Source organism: Pseudovibrio sp. W74, assembly GCF_001623085.1.
Classification (GTDB): domain Bacteria; phylum Pseudomonadota; class Alphaproteobacteria; order Rhizobiales; family Stappiaceae; genus Pseudovibrio.
Window position 1 is genome coordinate 77,560 of record NZ_LMCJ01000016.1, and the last position, 20,306, is coordinate 97,865.

Annotated in this window: 24 protein-coding genes, 1 tRNA gene and 1 riboswitch; of the genes, 8 read left to right on the plus strand and 17 right to left on the minus strand. The window is 50.6% G+C overall.

Features of this window, described 5'->3' with window-relative positions; all coding sequences use genetic code 11:
• Positions 1-19: 19 nt before the first annotated feature.
• The 5 genes from PsW74_RS10980 to PsW74_RS11000 form a co-directional block, all read right to left on the minus strand.
• The gene (locus PsW74_RS10980; protein WP_063289455.1) at positions 20-739 is read right to left on the minus strand and encodes a hypothetical protein; all 720 of its coding nucleotides are present in this window, start codon (positions 737-739) and stop codon (positions 20-22) included.
• 87 nt (positions 740-826) lie between these two features.
• Positions 827-1,252 carry a VOC family protein gene (locus PsW74_RS10985; RefSeq protein ID WP_057463394.1) on the minus strand — a complete coding sequence of 142 codons (426 nt, stop codon included), beginning with the start codon at positions 1,250-1,252 and terminating at the stop codon, positions 827-829.
• Between the two features lie 18 nt (positions 1,253-1,270).
• Positions 1,271-2,686, minus strand: coding sequence for a magnesium transporter (gene mgtE, locus PsW74_RS10990; RefSeq protein ID WP_063289456.1), 1,416 nt, complete (start codon positions 2,684-2,686; stop codon positions 1,271-1,273).
• 488 nt (positions 2,687-3,174) lie between these two features.
• Positions 3,175-3,261, minus strand: a tRNA-Leu gene (locus PsW74_RS10995).
• Positions 3,262-3,441: 180 nt separating this feature from the next.
• A complete protein-coding gene (locus tag PsW74_RS11000; RefSeq protein ID WP_063289457.1) occupies positions 3,442-3,708 on the minus strand; it encodes a FliM/FliN family flagellar motor switch protein in 267 nt (88 codons plus the stop codon).
• Positions 3,709-3,851: 143 nt separating this feature from the next.
• Here PsW74_RS11000 and lipB point away from each other — a divergent pair, with 143 nt between their 5' ends.
• Positions 3,852-4,589 carry a lipoyl(octanoyl) transferase LipB gene (gene lipB / locus PsW74_RS11005; RefSeq protein WP_063289458.1) on the plus strand — a complete coding sequence of 246 codons (738 nt, stop codon included), beginning with the start codon at positions 3,852-3,854 and terminating at the stop codon, positions 4,587-4,589.
• On the opposite strand, the gene PsW74_RS11010 is transcribed toward lipB, so the two are convergent.
• Positions 4,590-4,859, minus strand: coding sequence for an acylphosphatase (locus tag PsW74_RS11010; RefSeq protein WP_057463397.1), 270 nt, complete (start codon positions 4,857-4,859; stop codon positions 4,590-4,592).
• Between the two features lie 161 nt (positions 4,860-5,020).
• On the opposite strand from PsW74_RS11010, the gene PsW74_RS11015 reads away from it, so the two are divergent.
• Complete coding sequence (locus PsW74_RS11015) at positions 5,021-6,286, plus strand: hypothetical protein (protein ID WP_063289459.1); 1,266 nt, start codon at positions 5,021-5,023, stop codon at positions 6,284-6,286.
• A gap of 46 nt (positions 6,287-6,332) precedes the next feature.
• On the opposite strand, the gene PsW74_RS11020 is transcribed toward PsW74_RS11015, so the two are convergent.
• The 4 genes from PsW74_RS11020 to PsW74_RS11035 form a co-directional block, all read right to left on the minus strand.
• Positions 6,333-7,232 carry a DMT family transporter gene (locus PsW74_RS11020; RefSeq protein ID WP_057463399.1) on the minus strand — a complete coding sequence of 300 codons (900 nt, stop codon included), beginning with the start codon at positions 7,230-7,232 and terminating at the stop codon, positions 6,333-6,335.
• Between the two features lie 133 nt (positions 7,233-7,365).
• A riboswitch (FMN riboswitch) is annotated at positions 7,366-7,515 on the minus strand.
• Between the two features lie 133 nt (positions 7,516-7,648).
• A complete protein-coding gene (locus PsW74_RS11025) occupies positions 7,649-8,071 on the minus strand; it encodes a gamma-glutamylcyclotransferase family protein (RefSeq protein ID WP_063289460.1) in 423 nt (140 codons plus the stop codon).
• A gap of 24 nt (positions 8,072-8,095) precedes the next feature.
• Positions 8,096-8,752 (minus strand): HAD hydrolase-like protein, encoded by a 657-nt coding sequence (locus PsW74_RS11030; protein ID WP_063289461.1) that lies wholly within the window; start codon positions 8,750-8,752, stop codon positions 8,096-8,098.
• 41 nt (positions 8,753-8,793) lie between these two features.
• Positions 8,794-10,806: an acetyl/propionyl/methylcrotonyl-CoA carboxylase subunit alpha gene (locus PsW74_RS11035; RefSeq protein ID WP_063289684.1), complete on the minus strand. Its 2,013-nt coding sequence runs from the start codon at positions 10,804-10,806 to the stop codon at positions 8,794-8,796.
• A 248-nt stretch (positions 10,807-11,054) separates the two neighbouring features.
• On the opposite strand from PsW74_RS11035, the gene folB reads away from it, so the two are divergent.
• From folB to PsW74_RS11065, 6 genes are all read left to right on the plus strand, one after another.
• Complete coding sequence (folB, locus tag PsW74_RS11040) at positions 11,055-11,435, plus strand: dihydroneopterin aldolase (RefSeq protein WP_063289462.1); 381 nt, start codon at positions 11,055-11,057, stop codon at positions 11,433-11,435.
• 137 nt (positions 11,436-11,572) lie between these two features.
• Positions 11,573-11,875: a hypothetical protein gene (locus PsW74_RS11045; protein ID WP_063289685.1), complete on the plus strand. Its 303-nt coding sequence runs from the start codon at positions 11,573-11,575 to the stop codon at positions 11,873-11,875.
• A gap of 14 nt (positions 11,876-11,889) precedes the next feature.
• Positions 11,890-12,210, plus strand: a complete 321-nt coding sequence (locus PsW74_RS11050; protein ID WP_063289463.1) for a hypothetical protein — start codon at positions 11,890-11,892, stop codon at positions 12,208-12,210.
• A 551-nt stretch (positions 12,211-12,761) separates the two neighbouring features.
• Positions 12,762-13,052, plus strand: a complete 291-nt coding sequence (locus PsW74_RS11055; RefSeq protein ID WP_057463404.1) for a hypothetical protein — start codon at positions 12,762-12,764, stop codon at positions 13,050-13,052.
• Positions 13,053-13,167: 115 nt separating this feature from the next.
• Positions 13,168-13,458: a hypothetical protein gene (locus PsW74_RS11060; RefSeq protein ID WP_057463405.1), complete on the plus strand. Its 291-nt coding sequence runs from the start codon at positions 13,168-13,170 to the stop codon at positions 13,456-13,458.
• Between the two features lie 121 nt (positions 13,459-13,579).
• The gene (locus PsW74_RS11065) at positions 13,580-13,879 is read left to right on the plus strand and encodes a hypothetical protein (RefSeq protein WP_063289464.1); all 300 of its coding nucleotides are present in this window, start codon (positions 13,580-13,582) and stop codon (positions 13,877-13,879) included.
• Between the two features lie 98 nt (positions 13,880-13,977).
• Here PsW74_RS11065 and PsW74_RS11070 read toward each other — a convergent pair whose 3' ends face one another.
• From PsW74_RS11070 to crcB, 7 genes are all read right to left on the minus strand, one after another.
• Positions 13,978-15,510: an acyl-CoA carboxylase subunit beta gene (locus tag PsW74_RS11070; RefSeq protein WP_057463407.1), complete on the minus strand. Its 1,533-nt coding sequence runs from the start codon at positions 15,508-15,510 to the stop codon at positions 13,978-13,980.
• Between the two features lie 174 nt (positions 15,511-15,684).
• Entirely contained in the window at positions 15,685-16,170 is a 486-nt protein-coding gene (bfr, locus tag PsW74_RS11075) for a bacterioferritin (protein WP_063289465.1), read from the minus strand.
• Between the two features lie 235 nt (positions 16,171-16,405).
• Positions 16,406-16,891, minus strand: a complete 486-nt coding sequence (bfr, locus tag PsW74_RS11080; RefSeq protein ID WP_063289466.1) for a bacterioferritin — start codon at positions 16,889-16,891, stop codon at positions 16,406-16,408.
• Positions 16,892-17,143: 252 nt separating this feature from the next.
• Positions 17,144-17,938, minus strand: coding sequence for an ATP12 family protein (locus tag PsW74_RS11085; protein ID WP_063289467.1), 795 nt, complete (start codon positions 17,936-17,938; stop codon positions 17,144-17,146).
• Positions 17,938-18,618 carry an HAD-IA family hydrolase gene (locus PsW74_RS11090; protein ID WP_063289468.1) on the minus strand — a complete coding sequence of 227 codons (681 nt, stop codon included), beginning with the start codon at positions 18,616-18,618 and terminating at the stop codon, positions 17,938-17,940. The genes PsW74_RS11085 and PsW74_RS11090 overlap by 1 nt, the downstream gene beginning before the upstream one ends.
• A gap of 28 nt (positions 18,619-18,646) precedes the next feature.
• Complete coding sequence (locus tag PsW74_RS11095) at positions 18,647-19,696, minus strand: RluA family pseudouridine synthase (RefSeq protein WP_063289469.1); 1,050 nt, start codon at positions 19,694-19,696, stop codon at positions 18,647-18,649.
• A 180-nt stretch (positions 19,697-19,876) separates the two neighbouring features.
• The gene (gene crcB / locus PsW74_RS11100; RefSeq protein ID WP_063289470.1) at positions 19,877-20,257 is read right to left on the minus strand and encodes a fluoride efflux transporter CrcB; all 381 of its coding nucleotides are present in this window, start codon (positions 20,255-20,257) and stop codon (positions 19,877-19,879) included.
• Between the last annotated feature and the right edge of the window lie 49 nt (positions 20,258-20,306).

Genomic DNA, 20,306 nt, shown 5'->3' on the forward strand with positions numbered 1-20,306 from the left:
TCCCAGACAACAATGCGCCTTATTCTCCCGGAGAGAACGTGCCATCAGCATTGTAGTCAACAACAACGATTTGTGGCCCATCAATAGCAAACTCAATAAGCACAGGCGCAGAACCTGCGAGATTGTAAGGCACAACTTCACCCTCATCGTAGGATCCGGTACTCAACCAAAAAGCAAACAGCGGCGCGCAATCAATCTGAGTGTCAGCAACAGGCAGTACAAAGCTGGAAAGCACCACCCGCCCATCCGAATGCTGAATGGCATTCCCGCAGCAAACCCCAAGCAAATCTTCATCAGACACAGATGGGATCGTTATCCTGAAACTGCGGAGGGTCACACCAGCCTCATTGGCAGAGGGGGATAAGCCCAGCGGCTTTGTGGTTAAATGAGTGCCGTTGAGGGAAACACGATCAGCGGAACTTTGTGTCCCCACCATGCGCTGTGAAACGAACTCTAAGACATCTGTCTCATCCTGCCCCGTTGTAAAAACATAGCGACAACGGCCAGCAGCCGGCCTTTTCTCACGCACAGCACCAGCCAAAACATGTTCACGAAACGCGAACTCAAGCTGAGGTCCCGAAGCGTTGTAAGGCGCGATATTTCCAGAACAAACACAGCAGGACTGCACAACGGGAGGCACGCCACCCTGAACCACATAGGAGGGCTGCAACTGAAAGAGATAGAAACCACAGGCCTGATCTGACCGGTTTCTGATTATGATCTTGCACTCCTGAACCATAACTCCCGCCTTTCGACAAAAAGTCATCTGCCAATCCTAAGACTGGAACTGCAAAAGGAGATTACACCGCAAAACGCGAGACGCGTTCTAATCCTGATAGTTGGGCCACAGTCCCGGTGTTGCCAGTTCCACCACATTGCCAAACGGGTCATGGAAAAACAGGCTCACACCGCCTTGAGGCCATCGCACCTCACTGCTGATCGCAACTTTTTTCTCTTCAAGATATTCACGCCACTCGATCAATGCACTTCTGGAGATCGCAAATGCAAAATGAGAAGGGCCGTCAGTGCTGTGCCCCGGTACCATGCCATATGGGCTTTCAACATCCTCACGGCACACACCGCGCCTGAAGACCAGAAGCATCTGATTGGGGCCAACGTCATACCCATGCATGCGCTCGCCTTCAACAACCCGCCTCAACCCCAAAAACTCACCATAAAAATCATGCGCACTGGCAAAATCATCAACGTAAACGGCAGTTTCGACAATTCCATTAATACCTGGGGCGTCCATTCCTAACCTCCTGATTGGCTAGTATGGCAGACCGAACCACCACGCAGCCAGGAACAAAAATGTAAAGAAGCCAACAACGTCCGTTATGGTGGTCACAAAAACTGAAGAAGCAATGGCAGGATCCGCTCCAATTTTCTCTAAGCCCATAGGAACCAGCAATCCAAACAGACCAGCGCAGATTGAGTTAATCAGAATTGCGCTGCCAATAACCACCCCAAGTTCTGGGTTGAGGAACCATCCCCCCGCGATAGCACCAATCAGGAATCCGAGGCCGACACCGTTGATAAGGCCCACCAACAGCTCACGTCGCAAAACGCGTAGAATGTTACGCCGGTTCAATTCCTGGGTCGCAATTGCGCGCACCGTCACCGCCATGGTCTGCGTACCGGAGTTTCCGCCCATGGACGCCACAATCGGCATCAACACAGCCAAAGCCACCATGCGCTCAATCGTGGCCGTGAAGAGCGATATGACAAAAGCGGCAAAGATTGCGGTAAACACATTCACCGACAACCAGGAGAAACGGGACTTGGCAATCTCAAGCACACTGTCTGAGATCTCCTCATCCCCCACACCAGCCATCGCCAGCATGTCTTCCTCAGCCTCTTCCTGAATGACGTCAACAATGTCATCAACGGTCACAATACCGACCAGACGCTCGGAGACGTCAGTCACCGCCACAGAAACAAGGTTATAGCGTTCAAACAAACGCGCCACATCTTCCTGATCATCGGTGACCAGAACAGAATGACGGGTTTCCTCCATGATCTTGGAGATCTTTTTTGATCGCTTCGTGCGCAACAACCGGTCCAGCGCCACAGCACCCAAAAGATGGAAGCCGGGGTCAACCACGTAAAGCTCATAGAAGCTGTCCGGCAGATCTTTGGAGCTGCGCAGATGGTCAATCACCTGCCCTACAGTCCAGAACGGCGGCACGGCAATAAAATCAGTCTGAACAATACGTCCAGCAGTATCCTCGGGAAACTCCAGCGCACGTTTAATCTGGACCTGATCCACATTGGGCAACTGAGCAAGGATCTTCTCCTGCTCTTCCTGCTCCATGTCCTCAAGCAGATAAACCGCGTCATCTGACTCAAGCTCGCCAATCCCCTCAACAACATCCCCATCCGGCAATGCTTCCAGAACCTGCGCGCGCACAGACTCTTCGGTTTCGGTCAAAGCGGCAAAGTCGAATTCTTCACCCAGCAGCTGAATCAGGAGAAGGCGATCATCCTCGCGCAGCATCTCCAGCAGGTCACCCATATCCGCATCATGCAGATTACCCGCCAGCTCACGCACAACAGCCGCATCCCGCGTATCAAGGGCTGCTTCAACGTGCGCAACAAAGCCGGTATCAAGGTATCCGCTTGCATCTCTGACATGTGGTGGAGGGGGCGCGGCATGAAGCGCACCGGGATTTTCCGATTGGGTCATGTGACCTCCACACGTTAGAGCGCGTTCCGTTTAATTGGATTTAATCAAACGACAAGAATTCGCTCCACCAAAGATGCTAGAATGCGGTGCGTGAATGTAAATGACCGCGACGCGTTCCAGAGTCAAATGCTTGGCGTGAGCATCGTCCTTCGAGATTGCTGAAAATTGAAATGCACGTGGAACCATCGTCCCTATGCACAGTTTTGTGTTTATAGCGACCTGCGCAGACCGTGCAATCCTTTTACGAAGAATTCACGATTTACATCAAAACGCATTCTGTTTGAGCAACCGCACTCAGGTTGAGAACGCACGCTCAACCAACGAACGCATCAAAAACGTAAATAACGCAAATTCGCGCAAAAAATCACAAAGCAACGCAAACCAGCGACACTCCCCTTTTCAGGGAATGGCATATGCATATTTTATACTGAGAAAAAACAGAAGCTTAGATAGCAAAAAACCCCGGCTCATAAAGAGCTCGGGGCTTTTGGTGCGGCCGAGAAGACTCGAACTTCCACGGGTGTTACCCCACAGCGACCTCAACGCTGCGCGTCTACCAATTCCGCCACGGCCGCAAAACCTTGGCTTGCCTCCGGTTTGTTTGGCTCGTTGGCCTCGCCCCGTCGGCTGGTGAGCGGTGATATAGCCAACCCCTCGAACCTGCGCAAGTACCCTTTTTCAAAAATTCACAGCGCAGAGGAAAAAAATCGAAAAAACCTCTTTTAGACGGGCACTTATCCACTGCACGAGATATTTCAGATGCGATCTTCCATGTTTACAGGTCGCATATCCACAGCACGCTGCAATACCTTTGTGATGACAATGCCAACTTTATCGCCAACCACAGTCACCTGCCCTTCAGCAACAGGTGTACTGTTTGCCAAAATCGTAACATCATCAGCTTCATGGGTGTCCAGCTCAATCACCGCACCTCGTCCCATGCGCAACAACTGGTGCACTGGCATTTCAGATTTGCCCAGCACCACTGATATGTCGACGGAGATATCATCAAACCTGTTCATCTCTGTCTGCCTCCATCTGAGGGAATAAAATGCACCCGTCTCGTCTCTGTGAGTTGGTGCCCTGTTATTTTTAGTGTAGACGCTTACATCTCATTAGGGCAAACCAACTAACCGAAATCCGCAGATCATTTTGGGATAACAACATGGCCGATCGTCAAACCCTTAAAACAGACTTCTTCCCCTTAGAGGGATCTCCCCCTGTTGAGTGGGTGATCGACGACGATCTTGTACCTTACGAAGTTGCCCAGAAGGAAATGGAAGACCGCGTTGCCGCAATCGCAGCTGGCGAAGCCAACGAACGCGTCTGGCTTTTGGAACATCCGCCCCTCTACACAGCAGGCACAAGCGCCGATCCAGTCGACCTGATCGCCAAAGACCGCTTCCCGGTTTATGAAACAGGTCGCGGAGGGCAGTATACTTATCACGGTCCGGGACAACGTGTTGCTTATGTTATGCTCGATTTGAAGCGCCGCCTGCAAGACGTTCGCGCCTTCGTCGCAGCGCTGGAAAAATGGCTCATCGACACCCTGTGGCAGCATCACGTCCGCGGAGAACGACGGGAAGATCGTGTTGGCGTCTGGGTTCAGCGTCCCGAAAAAGGCAAGGACGTCGAGGATAAGATTGCCGCCATCGGCATTCGCCTGCGCAAGTGGGTAACCTTCCACGGCATCTCACTGAATGTAGACCCGGATCTGGAGCACTTCACCGGCATTGTCCCCTGCGGCGTGCAAAAACATGGTGTCACCAGCTTTGTGGATCTTGGCCTTCCACTCACCATGCCAGAGGTGGATATCATCCTGCGCGAACAATTCGAAGAGATCTTCGGAGCCACAGAAACCTTTGGCCCATCCGGCCTCGCTCAAAAGCCTGAGAGCGTATAACTAGTACTCGATGCGGAAAGACCCCTTTTCGTCAGGGGCATCCGCCAGCAGTGTCACCGCTTCAACTTGTGCCCCGACAGGCCCCTGCTGAACAGCCATCAACAGGGCATCCACTTTTTCCGGATCACCGGTGACAACTGCCTCTACCGATCCATCAGCATTGTTCTTGCACCAGCCGGAAACACCGAGCATTCCGGCTTTTTTATAAAGCCACGCACGATATCCAACACCCTGCACCAATCCCGTAATGGAAAAGTGTTTGGTTTTCATTGGTATCTCCCGGTGCGCTTAAAGGCTTCACAGATAAAGCTTTTCTCGATTCAGAGGGCGAAGTTGGCAACACAGCTCAGCCTCGCCACAGCCTTAGATTGCAAGCCATAAAAAAAACATCAACTCCTATATCTAATAGGTAGCCCTTTAGGAGAGACTTTATGAATTTTCTCAAATCCCGCCTGACTGCTCTTTCATTCTCTGCAGTCATGATTTTTCTACCAACTCAAGCCTTTGCTCAGACTGATTTCACCAGTCAGTTCAACGAGATCATAGAAACGGCTGATTATGAAACCGGCATCGCATCTTTTGTAAGCAACACTAAGCAGAACCCGGAAAACAATCAGGCAAAGCTCGCATTGGGCGCCCTGCAGTTTCTCAATGCCCTCCAAGGCATTCAACAGGACCTATACAAATATGGCGCCGGAAACACATCCCCAAACAGAAGCCTGAGATCGATCCTCCCCGTCTTCAGAATCCCGGTTGCCCCAAACCCAACGCCAGAACCAGTTACTTACGACAAGACAAGGGAAATGCTGGAAGAATTCGTGACTCAGCTGGAACAGGCAAATGAAACTTTGAACGGGATATCAGAGCAACCAGTAAAGCTCACGGTAGACCTTTTGAAGATCAACTTAGATGCAGACAACAGTGGAACTGTTGATCCTCACGAGAACCTTGCAGTAATCCTATCTGGTCTTTCCAGAAGAAGCCCGTTTCAGCTTGAGGATGATACAACTGCGTTTCCTATAACCTTTGACAGGGCAGACGCAAAGTGGCTACAGGGATATTCTAACCTACTCATGTCAATGGGAAATTTCCTACTCACCTTTGACTATGAGAGCACCTACGACCTCACCTTCCATAGTCTCTTCGGCGCATCTGCAACCACATACGGTCAGCAGTTAGAAGACATGGGAAAAGCAGACAACGGGCGCGGTTTTGGTTCCTTTGCCACTCCAATCAACTTCCTGCATTCCATCAACTGGACTGTACAGAACCCTGATCGCCTAAAAGCAACGCGCCAGAACCTCTTGCAGGTGATGCAGCTGAACTACGAGACATGGGATCTGGTTCAAAAAGAAACGGATAACGACAACGAATGGTTGCCAAATCCCAATCAGACCAGCCCCTTTCAAGCCCTCCCTGTCACGCAAGAGACCATCGACAGTTGGCTGGAAGCCGTCAAAGCCTCCGAACTGGTATTGAACGGCAAGCTCCTGATTCCATCCATGGTATTTGAAGGCGGGATCAACATGAAGACCTTCTTCGAGACCGCAAAGACCTTCGACCTTGTGCTCTTCATCACCGGACCAAACTCCGTTGACTATGTGGAACAAGGCCCTGTTTGGGAAGGAGATTTCATGCGCACCATAACGCGCCCAATGGGCCGAAACTTCGGTTCATTTGCGGTCTGGTTCAACTAACTGTTCCCCTAAAGAAAAAGCCCGGCAATTAGACCGGGCTTTTCAATTAGTTCTGTTTGCGCTCTACATGCACAGTATAGAGCGATGCGCCAATGATCAGCGCAGCTCCAAGCCACAAGTTGCCCGGTGGTACCCAGCCGAAAATAAGAAATCCACAAAGCACATTAAGCGGCAGCTTGAGATGATCAAACGGCTGCAGATAAGCTGCATCGACCTTCTCATAGGCCATAGCCAAAGAGCCTTGCGCAATCGCCCCCAAAAGCCCCGCCAGAATAATCAACCACCACATGTTCATGCCAACTGGCATTGCCAAACCACCTGGAGCCAGGAAAGCCAGGACGAAATTAACTGGTGTCAGCAGTAGAAGAAGATAGAGCGTAACAGATTGCGGGCTCTCACGTTCTTCCAGCTTCTTCATACAAAGAATAGAAGAACCCCACAGCAGAGCTGCGATAATCGGCAGGAAAGCAACCAGCTGAAAGGCATCATCCCAAGGACTCAGAATAATCATGCCACCCACAAAGCCGACAGCTGTCGCCGCCCAGCGCTGCCTGCTTGCAGTCTCACGCAAGAACAACGCCGCTCCAATGGTCACGAAGAACGGAGACGTCATCAAAAGCGCAATCGCCTGCCAGATTGGCACACCATTCGCCAAACCGGCTACCCAGAACTGAACGCCCAGCGCCGCCAGAAAGACACGGAAGATATGCAGCGCCAGTTGTTCGGTGTGCAGTCCATCAACACCAATGCGCCAGATAACCGGCAGCATCGCAACAAGCGAGATCAGGTATTGCCAGAAGGTTGCGCTGGTAGAACTCAACCCCTGCACCATCGTCAGATACTGCATGGCAGAGTTGGTGATAGCAAAAGCTGCACCAGCAAAAACCATCCAGCTTGCACCCACAACAGCTGCAGACGCGCGAGTAGAACTGCGTGATGAACTCATACACGCACCTCAAATTCACGAGATAAAAACGGAATAAACATAAGAAATCTTTCTGATCCAAAGAGCGGAAACCCGCCACGTTTCATTGAATCAGGACGCGCAAGCAAACAGTGCTCTTCAAAGCACCCCTCACCTACATTCTCTTTCATCCGGACTATAACCGTCGGTTCCGGGTTCTCACCGGATCTGCTGACCCTTCCTGAATATGGAAGGCGCTCGCGGACTTATGGCTCGAAGGCCCATCACCACCGGTAGGGAATTACACCCCGCCCTGAGAATTATCTCCCATCATAGGGAGACCTGATTTCTAACAGATTCTCAGGAAATTGCGAGTTGTCTTTCAGTCTAACTGAAAACACATTTGTGAACGGACTGTCACTCGAAGGTAGCCTTACAACCTGATGCCAGAAGAGCTGCTAACGCAGATCCCATTGGCGCAGTTCCTCACGGTATGTCTCGGGAAAATCCCAGTGTTCTGCAGCTTCTAAAACACCTTCCCACGCTTTTACGTGAGGCTTCCCCGTCCGCACAGTGCGGCTCATATACATAATGGCAGACTTATTCTGCCCACCGCTGCGAACCGGAAGAAAGACCTTGTCCAGACCCTTGCGGAAAAGCGCCTCTGCGCCATCCACAATTGTAATTTCTCCAATGCGGCAATCCCACAGAACACCGTGAACACGCTTCCCCGGCGCTTTCACCATGGAAGGAACGCCTTCAGACGTCACGATAAAGCGATAGCCATCCATGGAAGCTGGCCCCAGCGCTTTGGCTTGCGGGCAACGGCTTGCCATGGTCTTCGGGTTCATCAAGCGGCCATAAGCGAAATAAATCGGCATCAATTCAACTCATTACAAAGAAGGTCAGGCGACAAGACTGTCAGCAAGGTGAGCGGCAAGCTCTTCACGCGAAGCAACCACGGTGCCGGCTCCGCAATCTGCAAGCTCACTTTCAGAACCATAGCCCCAGAGCACACCAATGGATCGGACACCATTTTCTTTTGCTGCAATAATATCGTGCTTACGATCGCCAATCATAAGACACTGAGACGCGTCCAGACCTTCCTGCTCCAACAGATAAGCCAGAAGATCCACCTTGTTGCCACGGGTCATATCAAGCTCGCAGCCATAGGTTTTCTCAAAAAAACCATCCATCTCAAAGTGCGCGACAATCTTTTCCGCATAAACCCAAGGTTTGGATGTGCAAACAAACAAGCGATCTCCGCGATCCTTAGCAGCCTGCAGCAGCTCAATGATCCCGTCATAACGCACGTTTTCATAAAGCCCAACAGTGGTGAAGCGCTCGCGATAAAGGCGAATACCCTCACGGATCAGTTCTTCATCTTCCGTATTGAGAAGCTGGCGATAGGTTTCTGTGAGAGGTGGCCCGATGACGAAAGCAAGATCTTCAGCGGGAGGAACGTCGCGGCCAAGTTTTTCAAGCGCGTATTGAACGCTCGTTACAATGCCGACAAAAGGGTCTGTCAGCGTTCCATCCAGATCAAAAAGCAGAGTGCGCAAAGCCAAATCCTCAACATAGGAATTGGCTTCGCACCAACTCCTTATTCAAATTCCATGATAACAGCATCAACTGCCAGACTGTCACCCGGTGCAGCCTTGATAGCGCTTACCACACAATCGCGTTCGGCCCGAAGCACATTTTCCATTTTCATGGCTTCAACAATGGCCAGCTGCTCTCCAGCTTTCACTTCCTGCCCCTCTTCTACATGAAGAGAAACAACAAGGCCTGGCATTGGGCAAAGCAACAGGTTGGATGTATCCGGCGCAACCTTCTCAGGCATCAGTGCTGCAAGCTCAGCATTGCGAGGCGTCATCACCTTGGCAACAACAGAATAACCTTGCCAGTCCAGCTGGTAGCCATTCTCAACAGACCGCACCTGGGCACTTACAGCACGATCACCAACGTGACCTTTCCAAAGCATATCACCCGGAACCCAGGAGGACGCAACGCGTTCGCGAGCACCACCCTCAACACACACATCAATATCAAGTGGTGTTGCCGCCATGCCTTCAATCAACTCAGCATCCAGCTTCTCACCATTGATCAAAACACCCCACTCACGGCGTACACCGCCATGATGCGGACGCAGGCGGCCCGGCAAGTGATCCAGACGCTCACGCTCAATCAGGTGCATGGAAAGCGCAACAGATGCCAGCACATTACGAGCCCCAGCATCAGGTGTAGCTGGTTCAAACCCATCTGGATACTCATCAGCAATAAAGCCAGTTGCCAACTGACCAGACCGCCAGCGCGGATGCTTCATGAGAGATGCAAGAAACGGCACATTGTGCTGGATGCCATCCACCTGAAACTCATCAAGTGCAGTGCTCATGCCTTCAATCGCTTCAGCTCGTGTCGGCGCATAGGTCACCAATTTTGCGATCATCGGATCGTAGAACATGGAGATTTCAGAGCCTTCCACCACGCCAGTATCATTACGCACCACATAAGTACCGTGATCACCTTCTGCAGGTGGACGATAGCGCGTCAGGCGGCCAATGGACGGCAGGAAGTTGCGGTACGGATCCTCAGCATAGATACGACTTTCAACAGACCAGCCATTCAGCTTGACCTCTTCCTGCTTCAAAGAAAGCTCTTCACCAGCTGCAACACGGATCATCTGCTCAACCAGATCCACACCAGTGATCAGTTCAGTCACCGGATGTTCCACCTGAAGGCGGGTGTTCATCTCAAGAAAGAAGAAGCTCTTGTCCTGTCCAGCAACAAACTCAACAGTTCCCGCGCTGTCATAGTCAACAGCCTTGGCAAGCGCGACTGCCTGCTCACCCATCTTGCGGCGAGTTTCTTCGTCCAGCAAAGGAGACGGCGCTTCTTCAATCACCTTCTGGTTACGACGCTGAATGGAACACTCGCGTTCACCCAGATAAACCGCATTGCCGCGTTTATCGCCCAGCACCTGAATTTCGATGTGGCGCGGGTTCTCAATAAACTTCTCGATGAAGATACGATCATCGCCAAAGGAGCTGATAGCTTCAGACTTTGCGCGCTCGAAGCCATCCATGGCCTCTTCATCATTCCAAGCAATACGCATGCCTTTACCGCCGCCACCGGCGGAGGCCTTAATCATCACCGGGTAACCAACCTCAGAGGCAATCCGCTTGGCATCTTCAGGGCTTTCAATCAACCCCATATAACCAGGTACAGTGGAAACATCAGCTTCAGCTGCAAATCGCTTGGAGGTGATCTTATCTCCCATCACCTCAATCGCTCTTGGATTAGGGCCGATAAAGACAATGCCTTCCTGCTTCAAACGCTCACAGAATTCTGCGCGTTCGGAAAGAAAGCCATAACCTGGATGCACAGCCTCAGCACCGGTCTGCTTACATGCTTCAATAATCTTGTCGATCACAAGGTATGATTTCGCTGCAGCCGGTTCACCAATGTGAACGGCCTCATCAGCCATCTCCACATGAAGCGCATCTCGGTCCGCATCGGAGTAAACAGCAACCGTTTTGATCCCCATCGTTTTTGCCGTTTTGATAACCCGGCAAGCGATTTCCCCACGGTTTGCGATCAGAATCTTTGAAAACATGCCCATCCCACATACACACCTTCTTTATTTACAGTGCAGGGTTGTAGGCATCTCTACGCACTTCCGCAACCTCACAATTGGGCGAAGAACCATCGCACTTTCGTAGGGGCAATGGATGCGCAAAGCATCTAAGTTTTGACGGAGTTTCACCCAAATACAGAGCATTATCTCTTAAAATGCGTTGAGTTTCTCTCTCACCTCTGGCAACACAGTTTTCCAACAGTCGGAAAGTCCTCAGGAGCCAAACAATGAATGAAAACAAGATTTTTCTGGAAGGCCTGTCTTTCTATGCATTCCATGGTCTCCATGATGAAGAAGCTAAATTGGGCCAACGCTTTATCATTGATCTGACCTGTTGGGCGGATTTTGAAAAGGCAACGGTTTCAGATGACTACGAAGACACCATCTGCTACGGCACCCTTGCAAAAACTGTCGAGGATGTTGTGACCAACTCCCGTTTCAATCTGTTGGAACGTCTTGCCGGAGCTATTTGTGAGGCCGTTTTCGCGATGGATCAGCGAATCTCCAAGATCACTGTGAAAGTGAATAAACCCTCTGCCCCGGTGCCGGTTCATACAGGCGGGTTTGGCGTAGAAGTCACACGTGCACGCCCTGCTGCAAAAAGTTAAATCAGCGGCATCTTCTTTAGAACCGGCTAACCACCGCTCACCTTGATACTCGCACTTTTGGGCTATTGCCTTCAAAACATATGGAACTGCGGCGTTCAAGCCAGCATCAACATCTGCATTGTAAGGCAACTGATCCCATGCGTAGTGCCTCCACCACCATTATTGCCAGTAGTCTCATAACTCTGTTGTGGGTAGCCTCAGCCAATGCTCAGGCACGTCCAGATGCAAGGGCCCTGACATGCGAGCAGGCAAAGCAACTGGTCGACAGTCGTGGAGGCGTCGTCCTGACCACGGGCCCGCGAACCTATGAGCGCTTTGTGAGTAACATCAGGTATTGCCTGCACAACGAAGTGCTTCGCAGAGAGTGGGCCAAGACCAAAGACAACAACTCCTGCCAGATCGGTTATCGCTGTTCACCACGCACACGGCAGAACCAGTAATAAGGGAGGAGACTATGCGGATATCAACACTGCTCGTTCTTTCGAGCACTCTGGCTCTCATGGTTTCCACCACAGCGCACGCACGCCCTGATACACGGCAAATGTCCTGTCTTGAAGCCCGCTCCGTCGTACAGCGTGCTGGCGGCATTGTATTAAGCACTGGCGTTCGTACCTACGACCGTTTCGTCGCAGGTCTCCAGTTCTGTCAGCCTTACGAACGCTTGATGAGCCGCTGGGTCCCCACAAAAGACCAGAAGCGCTGCTTCATCGGCTATTCATGTGAGCCGGGTTACAACAGCGGCGAAGGACCATTCGGCTCCGATATCTTCGACTGAGCCCTTTGAAGATCCACGTTTCACGCAAATACACTGCAGTTGCACCATAAAACGCAGCTGCAGTTACCCACATTCGAATCCTTCATCCACATCCTGCAAAGCTCACCTTGCCCGTTCAGCATGACCAACAGGCGGTTGAGAACTCCTTTCTGCACCACCATCAAGCAAAAGTGTGAGCTTGATCACAGACAGGCAAGTAATCCCCAAGAACACGAAGACACGAGTTCGTTACCGGCTTAAATTCAAAGTTGCGAAAAGAAAATTTTGTGTTCCAAAACACATCTTACTCAAAAATTTCCAGTAAACATACAATCATCAACGAACAACAACAAACCACAAACATCAAAAAACAAAGCATACAACAAAAATAAGCTTGAAGAAAAACAAGATAACTACAAAACACAAGATATAAGGCGGCACGGAGTTGCCTTGTATCAGTCTAAATTGAAAAGACACGCCGAAGTAACAACCAACATCGGCAAAACCCCATCAGAAAGACTGCTCCTCCCGGTCTTTCGCTCTGAAAATGACTAGAACTGAAAGTAAAACAAATGAAAAAGATCGCTCTGACCCTATCCGTACTTGGCCTCGTATCTGCTGCTTCTATCGCTCAGGCTGCTCTGGTAAACACCGGTGACCTGACTGCCTCCCAGGCAAAATCACTTGTACAGGACAAAGGTGCAATTGTTCTCGCAACTGGCCCAGGTCTTTACGACCGCTACGTTGCAAACGCTTCTTACTGTGCTTCACACGAAGAAACTCAGCGCGCTTACGTCGTAACCAAAGACTCCAACAGCTCCCTCATCGGTTACACCTGCGTCGTCGAAAACAGAGATAACTAAGCCTCTAATCCGCCTCAAGTTAGAGAGCTTCCCCCATCAACCTCTTAGGGAAAGGCTGTTCCTCCCCAGTCTTTCCCTCCCCAAATGATACAAATTAAAATTGAAAGTAAGACCAATGAAAAAGATCGCTCTGACCCTATCCGTACTCGGCCTCGTATCTGCTGCTTCCATCGCTCAGGCTGCTCTGGTGAACACCGGTGACCTGACTGCCTCCCAGGCAAAATCACTCGTACAGGACAAAGGTGCAATCGTCCTCGCAACCGGCCCAGGTCTTTACGACCGCTACGTTGCAAACGCTTCCTACTGCGCAACACATGAAGAAACAGAGCGCGCCTATGTCGTGACCAAAGACTCCAATCATTCCCTCATTGGTTACACCTGTGTGGTTGACAACAAAAACAACTAAAATCTAACTCGCCCCAAGTTAGACGCACGTCCCCCATCATCACGTCCCAGGGAAAGGCTCTGCCTCCTAGCCTTTCCCTCCCCCATTTCCCATAAGAATTAAGAAACCGAAAGCTAAACAAATGAAAAAGATCGCTCTGACCCTTTCCGTCCTCAGCCTTGTCTCTGTTGCTTCTGTTGCTCAGGCTATGAACGCTCCACGCACCAATACAACTGACCTCACAGGGTCTCAGGTAAAGTCTCTGGTGCAAGAAAAAGGTGCGATCGTTCTCTCCACAGGTCCTGGCCTTTATGACCGTTACGTAGCAAATGGCTCTTACTGTAGCCCAAGCGAAGAAACACAGCGCGCCTACGTTGTGACAAAAGACTCCAACCACTCCCTCATTGGTTACACCTGCGTGATCGAAAACGACGAAAGATAAGACCTAACTCGCCCCAAGTTAGTCTCCCTTCCCATCAAAAAACCCGACCTCCGTATGAAGGCCGGGTTTTTTATGTTTCGTTCGATCAAACAGCAATTTTAGAGCGGAATGTTATCGTGCTTTCGCCAAGGCATCTGCTGGTTCTTGGTCCGCAACATCGCAAGCGCTCTCGAAATGCGCATCCGTGTAGACTGCGGCATGATCACCTCATCAATGTAGCCACGCTCCGCAGCAACAAACGGGTTCGCAAACCGATCTTCATAATCCTTGGTGCGCTCAGCAATCTTCTCGGAATCACCCAGCTCGTTGCGATAGAGGATCTCAACAGCACCCTTTGCACCCATCACAGCAATCTCAGCAGATGGCCATGCATAATTCATATCACCACGAATATGCTTGGAGCTCATCACATCATACGCGCCGCCATAAGCTTTACGCGTAATCACTGTGATTTTCGGAACAGTCGCTTCACCATAAGCAAACAGCAGCTTTGCGCCATGCTTGATCAACCCGCCATATTCCTGCGCAGTCCCTGGCAAGAAGCCCGGAACATCCACGAAGGTTACTAGCGGAATGTTGAAGCAGTCACAGAAACGAACAAAACGCGCAGCCTTCCGGCTTGCATCACTGTCCAGAACACCCGCAAGAACCATTGGCTGGTTGGCGACAATACCAACTGTGCGCCCTTCGACGCGGCCAAAGCCAGTGATAATGTTTCCGGCAAAGCTTTCCTGAATCTCAAAGAAGTCCTGCTCATCGACAGTCTTCAGGATCAGTTCCCGCATATCATACGGTTTGTTCGGATTATCCGGAACCAGCGTATTGAGGCTCTCATCCAAACGAGATGGATCATCATAAACGGAAAGTTCAGGCAGCGGAGCCTGATTGTTCATCGGCAGGTAATCCACCAAACGACGAATCTGCAGCAACGCTTCCACATCATTGTCAAACGCACCATCGGCGATGGAAGATTTGGTCGTGTGAATGCTCGCGCCGCCCAGTTCCTCAGCCGTCACAGTCTCATTGGTCACTGTTTTCACAACATCAGGACCAGTGACAAACATGTAGGAGGTATCGCGCACCATAAAGATGAAGTCGGTCATGGCAGGTGAATACACATCACCACCAGCACATGGACCCATAATCACAGAAATCTGCGGAATAACACCAGATGCCTGAATGTTGCGCCAGAATACCTCACCGTATCCACCGAGCGCAGCAACACCTTCCTGAATACGAGCACCACCTGCATCAAAGATCCCGATGATCGGTGCGCGGTTCTGCAGCGCCATATCCTGGATCTTCATGATCTTCTCGGCGTGTGTCTCAGACAGCGATCCGCCAAACACAGTGAAGTCTTTCGAGAAGAGGTAAACGGTACGGCCGTTGATGGTTCCCCAACCAGCAACAACACCATCCCCAGGGAAGTGCGTTTCCTCCATACCAAACTCAGTACAGCGGTGCTGCTTGAACATATCGAATTCTTCGAAGGAACCTTCATCTAGCAGAATTTCAATGCGCTCTCGTGCGGTGAGTTTTCCGCGTTTGTGCTGCGCATCAATTCGGCGCTGTCCCCCACCAAGCCGCGCTTCATCACGTCTTTTTTCTAATTCAGCTAGAACTTCCTTCATCAGATATCTCAGCTCCCAATCTAACTGAGTTATCTCCTAGCACGCCCCTACGCACAAAAACTAGTAAGCCGTTGGATTGAGAAGCCTCATGTGATGCAACTGATTACTGCCTCAACCCAACAACCAATAACCCTTGGGAAACCAAGCATTCTTTGATGCTTTGACAGCTAAAACTCACTCTGCCTCATCAGCACTGCCAGCATTGAGCAATCCATATTTTTCTTCGCCTATTTGCTCAAGAAGCTCCAATTGAGTCTCAAGGAAATCACAGTGGCCTTCTTCATCTGCCAGTAAACTGTCAAAAAGAGCCATTGTTACAAAGTCACCTTGCTGCTCACAGAACACTCGAGATTCGCTGTAATACACAATCGCTTCACGCTCCCCTGCCAGATCAGCTTCCAGCACTTCCTTCACTGAGGAACCGATGCGTAAGGGCGCGATATGCTGCAGGTTTGGGTGCCCTTCCAAAAAGACAACTCTTTCCACCAACCGATCCGCATGATGCATTTCTTCAATCGATTCAGCCCGCTCTTTCTTTGCGAGTTTGGTGTAACCCCAATCTTCAAGAAGTCTGAAATGCACCCAGTATTGATTGACAGCTCCAAGTTCCATGGAAATGGCTTTGTTCAAACGTTCAATGACACCGTCTTTTGCTCTCATGAGTTCTCAGTGCAAGCACTGCTCCTTAGGGAATGCAGGTGAAACACAACTCGTTATGAACCGACCCTAAAACGAGCTTTGATCCAGTAAACATAGATCAGCCTAACCCGCCGCCAACTCAAATCCCCTATCGTTCCTAATGAAGCGCTAGTCTGAAACAAACAACTTTAACCCAACAAAAAAGAGCCGCCCAACAGGACAGCTCTTTCTAATCAAAACAAACGGTTAGGCGAACTTATTCGCCAGTATCAGCCGAGTTTGCATTCAACGCGCCGTAGTGCTGTTCACCAACCTTCTCAAGGAGATCCAGCTGAGTTTCAAGGAAGTCAATGTGACCTTCTTCATCAACCAGTAGATCATCAAACAGCTTCATGGTGACGTAATCACCTTCAGCATCACAAATCTCACGGCTCTTCTTATAAGAGGTGCGAGCTTCATGTTCACCAGCAAGATCCGCTTCCAGAACTTCCTTAAGATTGGTGCCGATCTTCAAAGCGCCAACAGTCTGCAAATTTGGATGACCACCAAGGAAGAGAATACGCTCAATCAGCTTGTCGGCATGTTGCATCTCTTCAACGGATTCTTCGCGCTCTTTCTGCGCCAACTTTCCAAAACCCCAATCATCCAGCAGGCGGTAATGCAGCCAGTACTGGTTGACGGCACCAAGCTCCAGTTTCAGAGCTTCGTTAAGCCGCTCAATAACTTTCTCATTATGTTTCATCTGCGGAATTCCTCAATATTCTTGATTAGGGCAGTATTTGGCGATGTTTTCGTTATTACGAAAGCCCTGAACTCATATGTGCAGCAAGAGTGCATAGTTCAACAGATTCGATGGTAACACGGCAAATGAAATTCACTTGCCCACATACTACAAACTATTGATTTCTTTCTACGAAATCAGGAGAAGCCATAACACCAACAAAAAAGCGCAGCCAAAAGCCGCGCCTTAAGACAACTTCGCAAAGAATAAACCTTAGCTTTCTTCTGGTGCTCCAACGAGAATAAGCACTGCTGCGTTGAACTCGTCGTTTTTGAAACGACGAATACGAGCAGCCTCTTCATCCTGCCCCCACTGCTGAATGTTCCAATCTTCATCAACATGAGCTGCAGACCAGACAACATCCGCCTCAAAGGCTTTTTCAGCCAGCGCCAGCGCCAGCAAAGCAGAACCGCTAATGGACGTCACTGTATGGATCGCAGTTAACTGAAGCGCATCATATTTGCCCAGTTGCGCACGATAGGCTGTTGTCACCGCCTCATCTTGCGCGACATGCATAATCCCTTCAACGAGTTTGAAGCGACCAGCAAACAACTTCTCCGCCCAATCCAAGACTGGGTCCCACTGATTTTTCTGGCGAGTGACCAATTCTGCAGGGGAAGCTGCGCGGTAACACAAATGATCATTTCCGGCATACCGTGTGATCTCGTCTGCAACTTCCGCAAACTTGTCTTCAACGGCATCAATCGCAGAATGGGCGATGCGCGTCAGCGGCATCGTCGCCGGATCAATCTCTTCTTCCTGCAGCTCCCATTCGGCAGCCACGCCTTCAGCAATCACTTCATCCTTAAACACCAGCGCATTGCGACCGGGTGTTTTAATAGAGCGTCCATCCAGCAAAACAGCGAAGACGTCATCTTTCAGCTCAACGCTCACACGCTCATAAAAGCGTTTCGGTAAGTTCCGTTTGGTGTGCTCACGTGCAGCCTGAACAGCATCAACAGGCCCTTTTGCAATGTCATCTGCAATCTGCTCAAAAATGTCACGCATTATGCAACTTCCTTATTCCATTTGAAGTGCTCACTAAGCACCGGAATGAGTTCCTTAAACTGATTGATAACATAGGTGGCTCCAGCGCTCTTCACATCTTCAGCGCTGTGATAACCCCATGTAACTCCGACAGATTTCACACCTGCATTGTGCGCCATGTGCATATCAAAAGTCGTATCACCAATCATAATCGTGTTTTCCAGATCAACACCAGTTTCGCTCATCGCCTGAAAAATCATACCTGGATTCGGCTTGGATGGCGCAACATCTGCTGTCTGCATGGTGGTGAAAAGCCCTTCCAGCTCATGCAAGCTGATCAGGTGCTTCATACCGCGGGAGTGCTTGCCTGTTGCGATACCAAGAAGCACATCCTCCCGGCTATCCAACTCTCGCAAAGCATCAATCGCCCCCTCATAAAGAGGATCATAATCACGCCCTTTGGAACGCATTTCCCAAACGATCTGTTGGTATCCCTTGACCATCTGCTCAATCAAGTCCGGGTCATTCCGCCCCAGCAATTGTTCAAACGCCACATCCAGTGTCAGACCAACCGTTGCAAGAATTTCATCTCTCGATGGCATAGGCAGATCGACAAACCGATACGCCGCAGTAAAACCAATCATGATATTGTCTTGGCTATCCGCAAGCGTGCCGTCGCAATCCAACACAATGAGATACATGAAGATCAGCCCGTAACTTTGCTATTACTTATTCTGGTTCATTGATGTCCGGATCATAGTCCTTCACATCCATACCAAGCAAGTTCCAGGTCTGCTGCATATGCGATGGCAGCGGAGCAGAAACATCAATCACACCATTGCCTGACGGATGCGGAATCATAATCCGGCGAGCCAACAGGTGCAGCTTGTTCTGGATGCCACCGGGCAGCTCCCAGTTCTTGATATTGAAGTATTTTGGATCACCGACGATAGGGCAACCAATATGCGCGGCATGGGCACGCAGCTGGTGCGTACGGCCAGTTACAGGCTTCAATGACACCCAGGAAAGCTTCTGACCGGACTGTTCAACCACATTGTAGAGGCTGACTGCGTGCTGTGCTTCATCATCACCATGACGAGCAACACGCATACGCTCTTCGCCCTCATCACGCGCCAGATAGGTCGAGATACGACCCTGACGCGGTTTTGGCACGCCAGCAACCATCGCCCAGTAGATTTTACGCGTGTTGCGATGACGAAATGCCTTTGTCAGCTCCTGAGCTGCACGGCGGGTCTTCGCAACCAGCAAAATACCGGAGGTCTCACGGTCAAGACGGTGCACCAGACGCGGCTTATCGCCCTTCTGGTTGGCGAAGGCATCAAGCATACCATCCACGTGACGCGTCAAACCTGAGCCACCCTGCACAGCAAGGCCAGCGGGCTTATTCAGTACCATCACATGCGCATCTTCAAAGAGCATCATCTGCTCAATGGCTTCACGGTCACTGTCAACCAACTTGCGCGGACGAGGTCTGGCATTCTTGCGGTCATCAGCAGCCAGCTCAACACCGAGCGGTGGAATGCGGACTTCTTGCCCCTTTTCCAATCGGGTAGAGCTTTCGGCACGTTTACCATCTACGCGAACCTGCTTGGTGCGCAGCAGTTTCTGCAAGCGGCCAAAACCAAGTTCCGGGAAGTTTTCTTTAAACCAGCGATCAAGACGCATGCCTGCTTCGTCGGCATCAACGCGGCGCATCTCAATTTTAACTGGGCTGCCACCGTTGTTTTGCGGCGCTGCTTTGTTCTGGGAGCCACTCATGGGTGAAGGTCCTGACTTCTAACGCGGCGGCAGCACGAAGGGTGCGCCAGCCGTTCCTATTAAATCCGTTGGCGCTCATTTGGCAGGTGAAGGCAAAACATGCAAGTCTTTCACGCAGATTCAGCCCCTAAAAACGAAAAACCATCAAGTTTCTATGAGTTTTTGCGGGCAACTTGCAAATTAGGCGAGAACCTGCCGTGTGAGATAAAGACCTGCAAACAAGGCTGAAACGGAAAGAACAAGCGAGACCAACACATAAGCGGCGGTCGCAATAGGTTCTCCGCGTTCCCACAACACAGCGACATCCAGCGAGAAGGTGGAGAAGGTAGTGAAACCGCCAAGGAAACCCGTCGCGATCAGATAACGCAGCTCAGAAGAAGCATTCAGTCGCTGAGCAAGAACCTCAACAAAGATTCCCATCAGCAACGAACCAAGAATGTTTACAGTGACAGTGCCCCACGGAAATGAAGGGCCTAGAAGACGAAGTCCGGCCATTGAAACCAGATGTCGACAAACCGCTCCTGCCCCACCACCAAGTGCTATCAGGATGAGATTTTTCATGCATTCTCCCTATCGGATTTTGAATGGCATGTCTTGCACAAATTGCACA